This window comes from Streptomyces albiaxialis (assembly GCF_039530985.1).
In the GTDB taxonomy this organism is placed as follows: Bacteria; Actinomycetota; Actinomycetes; order Streptomycetales; family Streptomycetaceae; genus Streptomyces; species Streptomyces albiaxialis.
In genome coordinates, this window is record NZ_BAAAPE010000002.1 from 592,874 (window position 1) to 606,008 (window position 13,135).

At 73.4% G+C, this 13,135-nt stretch carries 16 protein-coding genes; 8 read left to right on the forward strand and 8 right to left on the reverse strand.

The features are described from left to right. The first annotated feature begins 24 nt into the window (after nt 1-24). Nucleotides 25-537, forward strand: a complete 513-nt coding sequence (locus ABD343_RS07705) for a GNAT family N-acetyltransferase (RefSeq protein ID WP_344525416.1) — start codon at nt 25-27, stop codon at nt 535-537. A gap of 2 nt (nt 538-539) precedes the next feature. Here ABD343_RS07705 and ABD343_RS07710 read toward each other — a convergent pair whose 3' ends face one another. Together ABD343_RS07710 and ABD343_RS07715 are read right to left on the reverse strand one after the other, a co-directional pair. Next, entirely contained in the window at nt 540-1,103 is a 564-nt protein-coding gene (locus ABD343_RS07710) for a YbaK/EbsC family protein (RefSeq protein WP_344525418.1), read from the reverse strand. A 31-nt stretch (nt 1,104-1,134) separates the two neighbouring features. Continuing rightward, nucleotides 1,135-1,707 (reverse strand): helix-turn-helix domain-containing protein, encoded by a 573-nt coding sequence (locus ABD343_RS07715; protein ID WP_344525420.1) that lies wholly within the window; start codon nt 1,705-1,707, stop codon nt 1,135-1,137. 116 nt (nt 1,708-1,823) lie between these two features. Between ABD343_RS07715 and ABD343_RS07720 the strand changes: the two genes are divergently transcribed. Continuing rightward, complete coding sequence (locus ABD343_RS07720) at nt 1,824-2,696, forward strand: EamA family transporter (protein ID WP_344525422.1); 873 nt, start codon at nt 1,824-1,826, stop codon at nt 2,694-2,696. 245 nt (nt 2,697-2,941) lie between these two features. On the opposite strand, the gene ABD343_RS07725 is transcribed toward ABD343_RS07720, so the two are convergent. From ABD343_RS07725 to ABD343_RS07740, 4 genes are all read right to left on the reverse strand, one after another. Beyond that, complete coding sequence (locus ABD343_RS07725; protein WP_344525423.1) at nt 2,942-3,703, reverse strand: acyltransferase; 762 nt, start codon at nt 3,701-3,703, stop codon at nt 2,942-2,944. 4 nt (nt 3,704-3,707) lie between these two features. Continuing rightward, complete coding sequence (locus tag ABD343_RS07730) at nt 3,708-4,232, reverse strand: gamma carbonic anhydrase family protein (RefSeq protein WP_344525425.1); 525 nt, start codon at nt 4,230-4,232, stop codon at nt 3,708-3,710. A 40-nt stretch (nt 4,233-4,272) separates the two neighbouring features. Then, the gene (locus ABD343_RS07735; RefSeq protein WP_344525427.1) at nt 4,273-4,959 is read right to left on the reverse strand and encodes a DedA family protein; all 687 of its coding nucleotides are present in this window, start codon (nt 4,957-4,959) and stop codon (nt 4,273-4,275) included. 122 nt (nt 4,960-5,081) lie between these two features. Beyond that, a complete protein-coding gene (locus ABD343_RS07740; RefSeq protein ID WP_344525429.1) occupies nt 5,082-5,537 on the reverse strand; it encodes a DUF4442 domain-containing protein in 456 nt (151 codons plus the stop codon). Nucleotides 5,538-5,652: 115 nt separating this feature from the next. On the opposite strand from ABD343_RS07740, the gene ABD343_RS07745 reads away from it, so the two are divergent. Then, entirely contained in the window at nt 5,653-6,726 is a 1,074-nt protein-coding gene (locus ABD343_RS07745; protein WP_344525431.1) for a DUF8017 domain-containing protein, read from the forward strand. Between the two features lie 31 nt (nt 6,727-6,757). Next, nucleotides 6,758-7,711, forward strand: a complete 954-nt coding sequence (locus tag ABD343_RS07750; RefSeq protein ID WP_344525433.1) for a DUF8017 domain-containing protein — start codon at nt 6,758-6,760, stop codon at nt 7,709-7,711. A gap of 22 nt (nt 7,712-7,733) precedes the next feature. On the opposite strand, the gene ABD343_RS07755 is transcribed toward ABD343_RS07750, so the two are convergent. Further along, nucleotides 7,734-8,609: a spermidine synthase gene (locus tag ABD343_RS07755; RefSeq protein WP_344525435.1), complete on the reverse strand. Its 876-nt coding sequence runs from the start codon at nt 8,607-8,609 to the stop codon at nt 7,734-7,736. Between the two features lie 70 nt (nt 8,610-8,679). Beyond that, entirely contained in the window at nt 8,680-9,861 is a 1,182-nt protein-coding gene (tuf, locus tag ABD343_RS07760) for an elongation factor Tu (protein ID WP_344525437.1), read from the reverse strand. 476 nt (nt 9,862-10,337) lie between these two features. Here tuf and ABD343_RS07765 point away from each other — a divergent pair, with 476 nt between their 5' ends. The 4 genes from ABD343_RS07765 (at nt 10,338) to ABD343_RS07780 (ending at nt 12,928) form a co-directional block, all read left to right on the forward strand. Continuing rightward, nucleotides 10,338-11,138, forward strand: a complete 801-nt coding sequence (locus ABD343_RS07765) for a TVP38/TMEM64 family protein (protein WP_344525438.1) — start codon at nt 10,338-10,340, stop codon at nt 11,136-11,138. 85 nt (nt 11,139-11,223) lie between these two features. Further along, nucleotides 11,224-12,096: an undecaprenyl-diphosphate phosphatase gene (locus ABD343_RS07770; protein WP_344525440.1), complete on the forward strand. Its 873-nt coding sequence runs from the start codon at nt 11,224-11,226 to the stop codon at nt 12,094-12,096. A 144-nt stretch (nt 12,097-12,240) separates the two neighbouring features. Continuing rightward, entirely contained in the window at nt 12,241-12,633 is a 393-nt protein-coding gene (locus ABD343_RS07775; RefSeq protein WP_344525442.1) for a YccF domain-containing protein, read from the forward strand. A gap of 28 nt (nt 12,634-12,661) precedes the next feature. Further along, on the forward strand, nt 12,662-12,928 hold the full coding sequence (locus ABD343_RS07780; RefSeq protein WP_344525444.1) for a hypothetical protein: 267 nt from the start codon (nt 12,662-12,664) through the stop codon (nt 12,926-12,928). Nucleotides 12,929-13,135 lie beyond the last annotated feature (207 nt).

A 13,135-nucleotide genomic window follows, 5' to 3' on the forward strand; every position in this document is an offset into this window, starting at 1 on the left:
CGTCCCGCGCTAGCGTCCGTGGTCATGAGCGGGATACGGCGGGCGGTGCCCGGGGACGCGGCGGAGATCGTACGGCTGAGGCGGATCATGTTCGCCGCCATGCGGGGCGGGGACGCGTCCGGGCCCTGGGAGCGGGACGCGGTGCGGCAGGCCGAGGCGCAGCTCGCCGACCCGGGCTCGGGGCTGGGCGCCTTCGTGGTGGACGGCGACGGGGGCGGCGGCGCGGACGGCACCGAGGAAGGGGCAGGGGCAGGGCACCTGGCGGCCTGCGCGGTGGGCCGGGTGGAGGAGCGGCTCGCGGCGCCGGTCGCCCCGGCGGGGCGGTTCGGCTTCGTCTTCAACGTCTGCACCGACGCCCGCTACCGGGGCCGGGGCCTCGCGCGGGCGACGACCGAGGCGCTGCTCGACTGGTTCGCGGCCGAGGGCGTCACCCGCGTCGATCTGCACGCGACGGAGGAGGCCGAGCACCTGTACCGGTCGCTCGGCTTCCGCGAGCACTCGATCGCGCTGTCGCTGGACGTGTCCGAGCGCGCCTGACCTCAGCCCAGCGGGACGCCCAGGCCCTCCAGGACCGCGGCGCCCGGCAGTCCGGCGAGGGCCTTGCCGGGGACGATGAGCTTGCCGCGGCGCGCGCCGCTGCCGATCAGCACCCAGGGGCGCGCCGCGACGGCGGCGTCCACCAGGACGGGCCAGGACGCCGGGAGGCCGAGCGGGGTGATGCCGCCGTACTCCATGCCCGTCTCGCTGACGGCGGTGTCCATCGGCGCGAAGGAGACCTTGCGGGCGCCGAGATGGCGGCGGACGACGCCGTTGACGTCGGCCCGCGTGGTGGGCAGGACGAGGCAGGCGGCGAGGCGCCGTTCGCCGCCCTGCTTGGCGGCGACCACGACGCAGTTGGCCGAGGCGTCGCGCAGGTCGTCGCCGTACGTCTCGACGAAGACGGCGGTGTCGGCCTTCTCCGGGTCGGTCTCGACGTAGAGGAGTTGGTCGGCGGGGACCGGCCCGGCCCAGTCGCGTACGGCCTCGGCGACGGGTCCGACGAGCCGGTCGAGCACCTCGGGTGCGGGGGTGGCGGAGTCGAAGTTCCCTACAGGAGCGCGCATATGAGGCACTTTACGGCGCCCGCGGCCGCACTCAGCGCGGCGGGGGAACCGAGACCGCCATCGTCATCTCGACGGGCTCCGCGCCGTCGTTGCGGTACCCGTGCGGGACGTGGGACTCGAAGGAGGCGGACGCCCCGGCCGGTACGGCGTGGTCGGTGCCGTCGAGGGTGAGGGTCAGCTCGCCCGCGGTGACGTGGACGAGTTCGGTGGTGCCCTGGGGGTGCGGGTCGGACTCGCTGCCGTCGCCGGGCATCAGCGTCCATTTCCACAGCTCCAGCGGGCCCGGCGCCTCGGTTCCGGCGAGGAGCGTGCTGTGGCTGCCGCGCTCGGTGGACCACAGCCGCACGGCCTGCTCGGCGGGGACGACGCGGACCTGGGGCGCCCGGTCGAAGTCGAGCAGCGTGGTGACGCTGACGCCGAGGGCGTCCCCGATCTTGACGACGGTGCCGACGCTGGGGTTGGTGCGGGCCTGCTCGATCTGGATGAGCATCCCCCTGCTGACCCCGGCCCGCGCGGCGAGCGCGTCCAGCGTGAAGCCCCGTTCCGCGCGCCAGTGCCTGAGGTTGCGCGCGAGGGCCTGCGTGAGGTGATCGAGGTCCGTCACTGGCGTTCCCGAGCCTTCCGAGCCGTCGAATATATTGGATGACATCGTGCAGCACGGTGAACTACGGTGTGCTGCACCCGACCGTTCACCACACTGTACTGCGAGGTGTCTTCCTCATGACCGCAGCCTTCGCCCTGCTCACCAGCCTCATGTGGGGGCTGGCCGACTTCGGCGGCGGGCTGCTCAGCAAACGTATGCGCGAGCTGACCGTCGTGGTCGTCTCGCAGAGCGCGGCGGCGCTCGTGCTCGGGGTGATCGTGGTGGCCTCCGGCGCCTGGGACGCGTTCGACGCGCGGCTGTTCTGGTGCGCCGCGGCGGCGGGCGCCATCGGCCCGGTCGCCATGCTGGCGTTCTACCGCGCGCTGGCCGCGGGCCCCATGGGCGTCGTCTCCCCCATCGCCACCCTGGGCACCGTCGCCGTGCCGATCGGCGTCGGCATGGTGCTGCACGGGGAGCGGCCCGGCGTCGTGCAGGGCGTCGGCACCCTCGTCGCCGTCACGGGCGTGGTGCTCGCGGGCGGGATCCAGGGCAAGGGCGGGCCGGTGCGGCGGCAGACGATCCTGCTCACGGTCGTCGCCGCCGTCGGCTTCGGCGCGACGATCAGCCTGGTCGCCGAGGCGTCGACGACGGTGACGGGGCTCTTCCTGACCCTCTTCGTGCAGCGCGTGGTCAACGTCGTGGTCGGCGGCGGCGCCCTGTGGGTCTCCGTGCGGCGCGGCACCCCCGCGCTGCCCGAGGGCGGGATGCGCGCGGTGTGGGCGGCGCTGCCCGCGCTCGCGTTCATCGGCCTCGCGGACGTCGCGGCGAACGGGACGTACGCGGTCGCCGCGCAGAACGGCCCGGTCACCGTCGCCGCCGTGCTCGCCTCGCTCTACCCCGTCGTCACCGCGCTCGCCGCGCGCGGCCTCCTCCAGGAGCGGCTGCGCGCCCTCCAGACGGCGGGCGCGGGCCTGGCGCTGCTGGGCACGGTGCTGTTGGCCTCCGGCTAGCCACCGCTTCTGCTGCTGGACAGAAGCAGCCCCTGCCCGTGCGTCGCGGGCTGCGGCTTTCGCCGTGGCCGCACGCGCGGTTCCCCGCGCCCCTGGAGGGGCGGCCCCTGGTCAGCAGCGGAACCCGGCCCATTACATCTGCCGCCACCAGTACAGCAGCAGGGCGAGGCCCTGGATGGCGACGGCGAGCGCGAGAAGAATGCGCAGGGTGCGGTTGCTCACGGCGGCGCACCTCCGTCCGTCGGTCAGCGGTCGGCCGCTGGGTCCAGTGTGCCCGGCCCCGAGCCGTCGTGCGGATGCGGCAGTTCGGCCAGCGCCAGCAGTTGCTCGGGGGTGACGCCCTCCGGGACCGGCACGGGCGGCGGGGTGCGCAGCGGGGGCTGCCAGCCCTCCTCCGGGTCGAGGCGGCGTACGACGCGCGCGGGCGCCCCGGCCACCACCGCGTGGTCCGGCACCTCTCCCCGGACGACCGCGCCGGCGGCGACCACGACATTGCGGCCCAGCCGGGCGCCGGGCAGCACGACGGCGCCCGCGCCGAGCCAGCTCCCGCGCCCTATCGAGACGGGCGCGGTGCGCGGCCACTGCTTGCCGACGGGAAGCTCGGGGTCGTCGTAGGAGTGGTTGGTCGAGGTGATGTAGACGTACGGGCCGCAGAACACGTCGTCGCCCACGCGCACATCGGTGTCGGCGATCACATGGCTGCCCCGGCCGAGGACGACCCCGTTCCCGAGCGTGAGCACCGGGTCGGGCCCGAGGTCGAGGTCGGGCATCATCCCGGCGGTCAGCGTGACGTCCTGGCCGATGACGCAGTGGTCGCCCAGCTCGATCCAGGGGGCGCCGAAGATCGTGCCCTGCGGGAAGGCGAGCCGGGTGCCGGTGCCGATACGGCGGAAGGCGTGCGGCCCGGGGTGCTCGGCCGTCAGCGCGCCCGCGCGCTGCGCCGCGCGCCAGGCGCGGTGCACGGCGCGGGACGCCAGAGACGAGAACGTGTTCCTGAGGGAGCGCACGCGCTCACCGTACCGCCCGGTGCCGCTCGGCCAGGTCGGCGTAGGCGGCGGCGTTGAGCTTGATGCCCTCGCGCTCCTCGTCCGTCAGCTCGCGCTTGACCTTGCCGGGCACGCCCGCGACGAGCGAGCCGGGCGGCACCTCCATGCCCTGCGGGACGAGCGTCTGCGCGGCGATCAGCGAACCGGAGCCGATCCGCGCGCCGTTGAGGACGGTGGCGCCCATGCCGATCAGGACGTCGTCCTCGACGGTGCAGCCGTGGAGCACCGCGTTGTGGCCGACGGAGACGCCGGTGCCGACGGTGACGGGGAAGCCGACGTCGGTGTGGACGGTGCAGTTGTCCTGGATGTTGCTGCCCGCGCCGAGCGCGATGGGCCCGCCGTCGCCGCGCAGCACGGCGCCGTACCAGAGGCTCGCGCCGTCGGCCAGGCTGACCTCGCCGACCACCACCGCGGTGGGCGCGACGAAGGCGCCGGGGGCCACCCGGGGCTCGTGTCCGGCCACGGCCGCGATCAACGCACGTTGTTCCATCGGTCCTCTGCTCCTCGGCACTCGCTCGGTACTCGGTCTCTCAGTCCGCGGCGGCCGCGGAAGCCCTCTCCCGCACCGGTGCGGGGCCCCGCCCGGCGGCCGCCTCCTCCGCCTCGTACTCCGCCTCGGCCTTCGCGGCGCGGCGCCGGACGATCAGCATCGAGGTGAGTCCCAGCAGCACCGCGAGGACCAGGCCCAGCCAGGAGAAGCGCTTGAGCCACGCCTCGGCGACGATGCCCAGGTAGTAGATGACGGCGGTGGTGCCGCCCGCCCAGACGATCCCGCCGAGCACGTTCGCCGTGAGGAACTTCCAGTACGGCATCTTCAGTACGCCCGCGAGCGGCCCGGCGAAGATCCGCAGCAGGGCGATGAACCGGCCGAAGAAGACGGCCCACATGCCCCACTTCTGGAACGAGCGCTCGGCGGTCGCCACATGGCGCGGGCCGAAGTGTTTCGGGAACTTCCCGCCGAGCCAGGTCAGCAGCGGCTGGCCGCCCCTGCGCCCGATCGCGTAGCCGATCGAGTCGCCGACGACCGCGCCCACCGTGGCGCACGTGCCGAGGATCACAGGGTCGATCTCGTGGTGCTGGGAGGCGAGCAGCGCGGAGCTGACGAGGACGATCTCGCCGGGCAGCGGGATGCCCAGGCTCTCCAGCCCGATGACCGCCCCCACCAGGAGGTAGACGCTCACGGCGGGCACGCTTTCGAGCCACTCCTGGATGTGCAACGCCCGGTTCCCCTCACCAGTCCCGTACGGTCCGGGCGCCCCGCGCGCCCGGACGCGCGCCTCTGCCGCGAGCACGCGTCCGGGCAGCCTACTCGATCACTCCGGCCGCGCTCGGGGGCCTCTCAGCCGTTGGGGCGCAGGGTCCACACGATGGTCATCTCGCCGGTCACGGCGCCGTCTTCGCGGCTGATCGCGACGTGCACGGGGAACTCGGGGCGCTCCCCCGCGTCCAGTTCGGCGACGACATCGGCGACCGGGCGGCCCAGCTCGGCGGTGGCGGTGACGGGGCCCATCGCGAGCTTCTTGTAGCCGATCTCGGCGCGCACCGCGAGCGGCACCGCGCGCGAGAGCTGATCGCCGAAGGCGGTCATGACGATCGCGCCGCTGGCGGACTCGGCGAGCGTGAACATCGCCCCCGCGTGCGGACCGCCGACGTGGTTGTGGAACGCGCCCTGGTCGGGCATCACGACGACGGCGCGCTCGGCGGTGGCCTCGGTGAATTCGAGGTTGAGGGTGCGGACCATCGGGACGCTGGCCGTCATCATGTCGCCGATGGTCGGCGTCGACTGTGCTGACATGCCCGCACGTTACCACCGAGTAACCCGGCCGGGGCATCCCTGTCATGTACCGGCTCGATACCGAACGGTGGGCGGGCGTGGTCCTCGGGCGCCGCGCACCATAGGCTTACCCGCCATGTGGCCAGGACAGCAGCAGCCCGGGGGCGAGCAGAACCCGCAGCAGCCCAATCCGTACCAGCAGCCGGGTTACCAGCAGCCGAACCCGTACCAGCAGCCCGCCCAGGGCCAGCAGCAGCCCGGCTACGGGCAGCCCGGTTTCGGCCAGCCCGGACAGGCTCCGCAGCAGGGGTACCAGCAGCCGGGGCAGTCGGGGCAGTGGGGCCCCGCCAGCGTGCCCGGCGGCCCGCAGGCACCCCAGTCACCGAAGGGCGGAGGAGGCGGCAACAACAAGACCGTCGCCATCTCGATCGTCGCCGCGGTCGCGGTCATCGGCGCGGCGGTGGCCGGTTTCCTCGTGCTCGGGGGCGGTGACGACGACAAGAAGGACGAGGCGAAGGACAAGAAGTCGCCGACCGCCGAGCCCACCTCCGGCAAGAAGGAGAAGAAGGAGACCGACCCGGGCGGCGGGGGCGGCGGGGGCGGCGACGCCAAGGACCCGTCGAAGCCGCAGATCCCCGGCTGGCAGACGGTCGTGAACCCGAAGTGGTACTCGGCCTTCGACGTGCCGCAGACCAAGGACTGGTCGGTCGAGAGCTCCAGCGTGATCACCGGCTTCGAGGACGACAAGGGCAAGGTCCTCGTCGCCATGTCGGCGCCCGCGTACTACAAGGACGACTGGTGCAAGGACAGCTCGCGCGCGGCCGTCGGCACCAAGGGCGCGCAGGGCTCGAAGAACACCAAGGAGGCCGTCAAGATCGCGGCGTCCAACTTCGTCCTCGCCGGGTACGACCAGAAGCAGAAGGGCACCCTCAAGGAGACTGCCCCCAAGCCGTTCAAGAACAAGAACGGCATCAAGGGGCACATCGCCTCCGCGAAGGTCACCAACGCCCCCAAGGAAGACAAGTGCGCCACGTCCAGCGGCAAGGCGACGGCGGTCTCCTGGATCAACACCAACGGCGACCTGGCGATCTGGGTCCTCTACAGCGACGCGGACGTCAAGGACGAGGTCCCGGCCTCGCAGATCAAGAAGATGGTCGGCAGCCTGCGCAACTACGAGGCGCCGAACGGCGGTGACGAGCCCCGCGGTTAACGCGTCCGACCACGCGTCCTAGGGTCACCGCATGTGGCCAGAACAGCAGCAGCCCGCGAACGGGCAGTGGGGGTCCGCCGGAGCACCCGGCGGGCCCTCTGACGCGTACGGTCCGCCGCACGGAGCCCCGACCCTCCCCTCCGGCCCGCCCGGTCCCCCGGGCCCGCCCGGTCCGCCCCGCAGGCGCCGCGTGCCCGTCGCCGTGGCCGTCGGGATGGCCGTGGTGGCGGTCGCTGCCGCCTCGGTCGCCGGGTACCTCGTCCTCGGGGACGACGGGAAGGACAGCGCGAAGGACGGGGACCGCGAGACGAAGGCCGACGCCTCCGCCGGCCCCTCCCCCGGCGCGTCACGCGAGAAGCGGGACCCCCGGCCCGCGAAGGACCCCGCCAAGCCGGTCGTCCGCGGCTGGCGGACCGTGGTGAGCCCCAAGCAGTACGCCGCGTTCGACGTGCCGAAGAGCAAGGACTGGAAGCCCCAGGAGCGGAGCTGGATCGACTTCGTCGAGGACTCCGACGGCAACCCCGTCGTCGGTCTCAACGCCCCCGCCCACTACAAGGAGGAGTACTGCAAGGACAACTGGCTCGGGAGCGCCGGGACCAGCGGGGCGAAGGACGCCTCCGGCACCGAGCAGGCCGCCCGCCAGAAGACGGCGAAGTGGGCGAAGTACAACTACGATCCCGAGGGCAAGGGCACCACCGAGGCGACCCGCGCCAAGCCCTTCCGTAGCGCCCACGGCGTCCGCGGCCACATCGCCCGCGCGACCGTCACCGGCGTGCCCGAGGACAAGGGCGCCACGTGCCCCTCGACCGGCGGCAAGGTCGTCACCGTCGCCTGGATCAACGGCCAGGGCGACATCGCGACCTGGACCGCCGTCTCCGACACGGGGGCGAAGGAGCCCGCGATCCCCGACAAGGTGATCCGGAAGATGGCCTCCAGCCTGCGCCCGTACGAGGCTCCGCAGGGCGAGGAAGAGCCGCGCGGCTGAGCGGCACTCCGCCGGGGCGCGGTCAGCCCACGCTGAACGCGCCGTCCGGCGGCTCCGGGGACGGCACCGCTTCGCCGTCCCCGACCGGGACCGCTCCCGCGCTGAACCGCTCCAGCTCGGGCCCGTAGCTGACCCGGGCCGGGAAGGGGTCGGCGGCGCAGCGGCGGGCCAGCTCCGGCAGCGGGCCCGGGACGTGCGAGGCGAGCAGCACGATGTTCCCGAAGCGCCTGCCGCGCAGCACGGCGGGCTCGGCCAGCAGCGCCAGGTGGTCGAAGACCGCGCCGAAGGTCGCGAGCTGCGAGCCGAGGAAGCGGAACGGCGCAGCGTCCGCGAGGTTCGCCACATAGATCCCGCCGGGGCGCAGCACGCGGGACGCCTCACGCGCGTAGGGCAGCGTGGTCAGGTGCGCGGGGACGCGCGAGCCGCCGTAGACGTCGGCGAGCAGCGCGTCGTACGCGCCGGGCGGGGCGGCCTCCAGGGCCGCGCGCCCGTCGGCCGCCTCGACAGTGACCCCCTCGGCCCCGCGGAGCAGCGGCAGGAACTCCTCGACGAGGGCGAGCAGCGCCCCGTCGGCGTCCGCCACGTGCTGGCGGGAGCCGGGGCGGGTGGCGGCGACGTAGCGGGGCAGGGTGAGCGCGCCGCCGCCGAGGTGCAGCACGTCCAGCGGGCGCCGGGGCTCGGCCAGCGTGTCCAGGACGTGGCCGACGCGGCGGGCGTACTCGAACTCCAGGTGCGTGGGGTCGTCGAGATCGACGTAGGACTGCGGCGCCCCGTCCACGGTCAGCAGCCAGGCCCGCTCCCGGTCGATGTCGGGCAGCAGCCTGGCCGTGCCGCCGCCCACGTCCCGGATCACGGGTATCGGCTCGTCGTCGGCGTTCCGCTCGTCTCCCTGATGCACCGTCCCATTGTGCGGGTGGCCCGGCCGTACGCGTAGGGGCGCGTACGGCCGGGCCTCCGGGGCCGTGTTCTCAGGCGGCGGCGAGCAGGGTGACCCTGCCCGCCGCGACCGTCCTGCCGCCCTCCCGGACCGCGAAGCCGAGCCCGGTCTCCAGCGGCACGGCGGCGTCGAGCGCGACGGCCGCGGTGACCGTGTCGCCGGGGAAGGCCACGCCGCCGCCGGGGAGCGTGATCTCGCCCGCGACGTCCGCGGTGCGGATGTAGAACTGCGGGCGGTAGCCGCTGTGCACCGGCGTGCGGCGGCCGCCCTCGCCGGTGGGCAGCAGATGGACGTCCGCGGTGAACCGGTGACTGGGCGTGAGGCTGCCCGGAGCGGCCACGATGTGTCCGCGGCGCACGGCGTCGCGGGGGACGCCGCGCAGCAGCAGCGCGACGTTGTCGCCCGCCTGCGCCTCCTCCATCGGCTTCCCGAACGTCTCGACGCCCGTGACGACCGTCTCGGTGCCCCCGCCCGGCGCGTGCACCCGGACCCGGTCGCCGACGCGGACGGTGCCGCGCTCGACGGCGCCGGTGACGACGGTGCCGCGCCCCGTGATGGTGAGCACGCTCTCCACCGGGAGCAGGAACGGCGCGTCGACGTACCGCTCGGGCAGCGGGACGTAGGTGTCGACGGCGTCCAGCAAGGCCTCGACGGCACCGGTCCAGCGTGGGTCGCCCGCCAGCGCCCCGGGTCCGGAGACGCGGACGACGGGGACGGTGTCGCCCGCGTACCCGTGCCGGGTCAGCAGCTCGCGGACCTCCAGCTCCACGAGTTCGGTCAGCTCCTCCTCGCTCGCGTCGGCCTTGGTGAGCGCGACGACGATGTGCTCGACGCCCACCTGCCGGGCGAGCAGCACGTGTTCGGCGGTCTGCGGCATCACGCCGTCGAGCGCGGAGACGACGAGGATCGCGCCGTCGAGCTGGGCCGCGCCGGTGACCATGTTCTTGATGAAGTCGGCGTGCCCGGGCATGTCCACGTGCGCGTAGTGCCGGGTGTCCGTCTCGTACTCGACGTGCGCGAGGCTGATGGTGATGCCGCGCGCCGCCTCCTCCGGCGCCTTGTCGATGCGGTCGAAAGGCACGTACGTGCCGGAGCCGCGGTCGGCGAGGACCTTGGTGATGGCGGCGGTGAGGGTGGTCTTGCCGTGGTCGACGTGGCCCATGGTGCCGATGTTGAGGTGCGGCTTGGTGCGCACGTATGCCTGCTTGGCCATGATCTGTGCCTGTTCCTTCCCGGAACGGATGGGTGGCTCGAAGTGAGCGGGACCCCAAGGCCTGACCGACCCTCCCCCTGCGGGGTCCTCCGGCCTGTCCGGGAAGGGTCAGCTTCGCGTGGTGTGAACGCCGCTGGGCATGCCGCCGGGGCCATCGGCCCCGCAGCAGCACGGAACATCGGCAGCCTTCAGCACGACCGCGACGGCGGTCGGCGTGAGAAGGAAGGTCTGCCGGAACATGCTGCGATGATCTCGCGTTCAACTGCCCCGCGTCGAACGGTTTTCGCCACCCGCCCGGGCGTACGCCCAGCGCACAGCGGCCCCATCGGTCCCACGCGCCGCGCGCGGGCGGCGCGACCGGGCGGCGAACGCACGGCTACGGGCCGGTGTCCGGGGCACGTACGGAGGGCGAGCGCAGCCCACTTCGTCCGGCCCGGCACGGCGGAAGGACACATTCGTCGGTTACGCTCCCCCACGTGCCCGTCCCCGCCACGCAGCCAGACGGACTCCCCGGCCGTCTCGCGCAGACGCTCCTTTCGCCCTGGTCCCGTTTCGCCCTGCTGCTCGTCCTGTTGAGCGGTGCGGCCACCGCGATGCTGCTCTACGAGCCGCAGCGGCTGCTCGCGCACGGCTGGCCGCCCCAGGTCTCCGGCGGCGCCGCCGTCGTCCTGTTCGCCGTGGCGTACGGGGCGTGCACGGCGGCCTTCGTGCCCCGGCCGGTCCTCAACCTCGCGGCGGGCGCCCTCTTCGGCGCCACGGCGGGCACGGTCTCGGCGACGGCCGGCACGGTGATCGGGGCCGGTATCGCCTTCGGGCTGGGCCGCGTGCTCGGGCAGGACGCGCTGCGTCCGCTGCTGCGGGCCCGCGTGCTGACGGCCGCGGACAAGATGCTGAGCAGGCACGGCTTCCGCTCGATGCTGGTGATCCGGCTGATGCCGGGCATCCCCTTCGCGGCCTCGAACTACGGTGCGGCCGTCTCCCGGATGGGCTGGCTCGCCTTCCTGGCGGCGACGGCGCTGGGCTCGGTGCCCAACACGGCGGCGTACGTGATCGCGGGCAGCACCGCGGCCTCCCCCACCTCGCCGGTCTTCCTCGCCTCCTCCGGCTTCATCGCGGTCTCGGCCGTCGCGGGCGGGGTCGTCGCCTGGTGCAAGCGCCGCCATCTGCGGGGCGCGCCGCCCGCCGAGGACCAGGCCACCGCGGACCGGGCGCGGGGCGGCCGGCAGCCCGCCGTGGAGGACCCCCCTCTCGTCGGGGCCGGCGACCGTCGGCTCTAGCATCTGACGCACCGCAGCACCCGATCGACCGACCGGTCCGTCACACCGGGCCCCGACTCCATCACAGGGACGAGCGCAGCCGCACATGTCTTGGTTTGAATCCTTCGTTCTCGGGCTCGTCCAGGGACTGACCGAGTTCCTTCCGATCTCCTCCAGCGCCCACCTGCGGCTGACCGCGGCCTTCGCGGGCTGGGAGGACCCGGGTGCCGCCTTCACGGCCGTCACCCAGATCGGCACCGAGGCGGCCGTGCTGATCTACTTCCGCAAGGACATCGGGCGCATCCTGGCGGCCTGGTGGCGGTCGCTCTTCGACAAGGAGGCCCGCCGGGACCACGACGCGCAGATGGGCTGGCTGGTCATCGTCGGCTCGATCCCGATCGGCGTGCTGGGCCTGGCGTTCAAGGACCAGATCGAGGGCCCGTTCCGCGATCTGCGGCTCATCGCCACGACCCTCATCGCCCTCGGCATCGTCCTCGGCATCGCCGACCGCCTCGCCGCCCGCGACGACAAGGGCGGCCGTCACCGCGCCCGCCGCGAGCGCAAGTCCCTGGAGCAGCTCAACGTCAGGGACGGCCTGCTCTTCGGCTGCGCCCAGGCCCTCGCGCTCATCCCCGGCGTCTCCCGCTCGGGCGCCACGATCAGCGGCGGGCTCTTCATGGGCTACCGCCGCGAGGCCGCGGCACGCTACTCGTTCCTGCTGGCCATCCCCGCCGTCCTGGCCTCGGGCCTCTTCGAGCTGAAGGACATCGGCGAGGGCCATGTCTCCTGGGGGCCGACCGCCTTCGCGACGGTCCTCGCGTTCGTCGTCGCGTACGCGATCATCTCGTGGTTCATGAAGTGGATCTCCACCCGCAGCTTCATGCCCTTCGTGATCTACCGCATCGCGCTCGGCATCCTGCTCTTCGTCCTCGTCGCCACCGGCGCCCTCAGCCCGCACGCGGGCGAAGCGGCGGGCTGACGGACCCGGCGCTTCGGCTTCCGGCGCCCGGCTTCCGGCTTCCGGCTTCCGGCTTCCGGCTTCGGCGGAACGCTTCTCACCTGCGGAGGCGTCCTCCCGGGCAGTACCGCCTGCCCGCTTCCGACGTATGGAAGGCTGACGATCATGAAGCTCATCCTCAACCTGCTCTGGCTGGTCCTGAGCGGCCTCTGGCTCGCCCTGGCCTACGTCCTGGCCGGCCTCATCTGCTGCGTCCTGATCGTCACCATTCCGTTCGGCATCGCCTCGTTCAGGATCGCGGGCTACGCCCTGTGGCCCTTCGGACGTACGACCGTCGAGCGGCGCGACGCCGGGGCCGGGTCGGCCATCGGCAACGTCGTCTGGATCATCTTCGCCGGCTGGTGGCTCGCCCTCGGGCACATCTTCACCGGCCTCGCGCTGTGCGTGACCATCATCGGCATCCCGTTCGGCATCGCGAACTTCAAGATGATCCCCATCTCCCTGATGCCGCTGGGCCGCGAGATCGTGCCCACCGACCAGCCCTTCGCCGCTCGCTGAGCCGTCCGTACGCGCACACACTGGGCCTATGGATCACTTCTACCGAGGTCCGGCGACGCTGCTGACCGGCGGGGCCGAGATCCCCGTCGACGTCGCGCTCTTCACCGAGCCCACCGGGGCCGGGCGCCCCTGGTCGGGGACGATGCGGCCGGAGGGCCCCGAGCCCCTGTGGGCGGAGCTGGAGGGCGACACCGCGCACCTGCGGCTCTCCGACGGGCGGGAGGGGCGGATCACGGTCCTCGGCAGCGGCTTCGGGCCCGTCGAGGTCTCCGGCGAGGGGCCCGCGCCGTCCTGACCCCGAGCCGCCCGGGCGGCCCGAGCGCGGCCCGAGTGCGGTGCCCTTTCGTACTTCCGTGACGGTGACGCATCACCTCCCAGGTGTACGGAGCACGCCCGCGTACTCCGGGCGCGGTACGGCAAGACGGCCCCGCCAGTGGACGACAGCGCGGGGGTCGCGGGCGCATCGTGGACACATGAACGGGAAGCCCTGCCCGCACCGGAC

Coding starts and splice junctions, on each gene's coding strand:
- ABD343_RS07750 (WP_344525433.1), top strand. CDS start 6,758: ATGTGGCCAGAACAGCAGCAGCCCGCGAACGGGCAGTGGGGGTCCGCC.
- ABD343_RS07730 (WP_344525425.1), bottom strand. CDS start 4,232: ATGGAACAACGTGCGTTGATCGCGGCCGTGGCCGGACACGAGCCCCGG.
- ABD343_RS07740 (WP_344525429.1), bottom strand. CDS start 5,537: ATGTCAGCACAGTCGACGCCGACCATCGGCGACATGATGACGGCCAGC.
- ABD343_RS07705 (WP_344525416.1), top strand. CDS start 25: ATGAGCGGGATACGGCGGGCGGTGCCCGGGGACGCGGCGGAGATCGTA.
- ABD343_RS07775 (WP_344525442.1), top strand. CDS start 12,241: ATGAAGCTCATCCTCAACCTGCTCTGGCTGGTCCTGAGCGGCCTCTGG.
- ABD343_RS07710 (WP_344525418.1), bottom strand. CDS start 1,103: ATGCGCGCTCCTGTAGGGAACTTCGACTCCGCCACCCCCGCACCCGAG.
- ABD343_RS07770 (WP_344525440.1), top strand. CDS start 11,224: ATGTCTTGGTTTGAATCCTTCGTTCTCGGGCTCGTCCAGGGACTGACC.
- ABD343_RS07745 (WP_344525431.1), top strand. CDS start 5,653: ATGTGGCCAGGACAGCAGCAGCCCGGGGGCGAGCAGAACCCGCAGCAG.
- ABD343_RS07720 (WP_344525422.1), top strand. CDS start 1,824: ATGACCGCAGCCTTCGCCCTGCTCACCAGCCTCATGTGGGGGCTGGCC.
- tuf (WP_344525437.1), bottom strand. CDS start 9,861: ATGGCCAAGCAGGCATACGTGCGCACCAAGCCGCACCTCAACATCGGC.
- ABD343_RS07780 (WP_344525444.1), top strand. CDS start 12,662: ATGGATCACTTCTACCGAGGTCCGGCGACGCTGCTGACCGGCGGGGCC.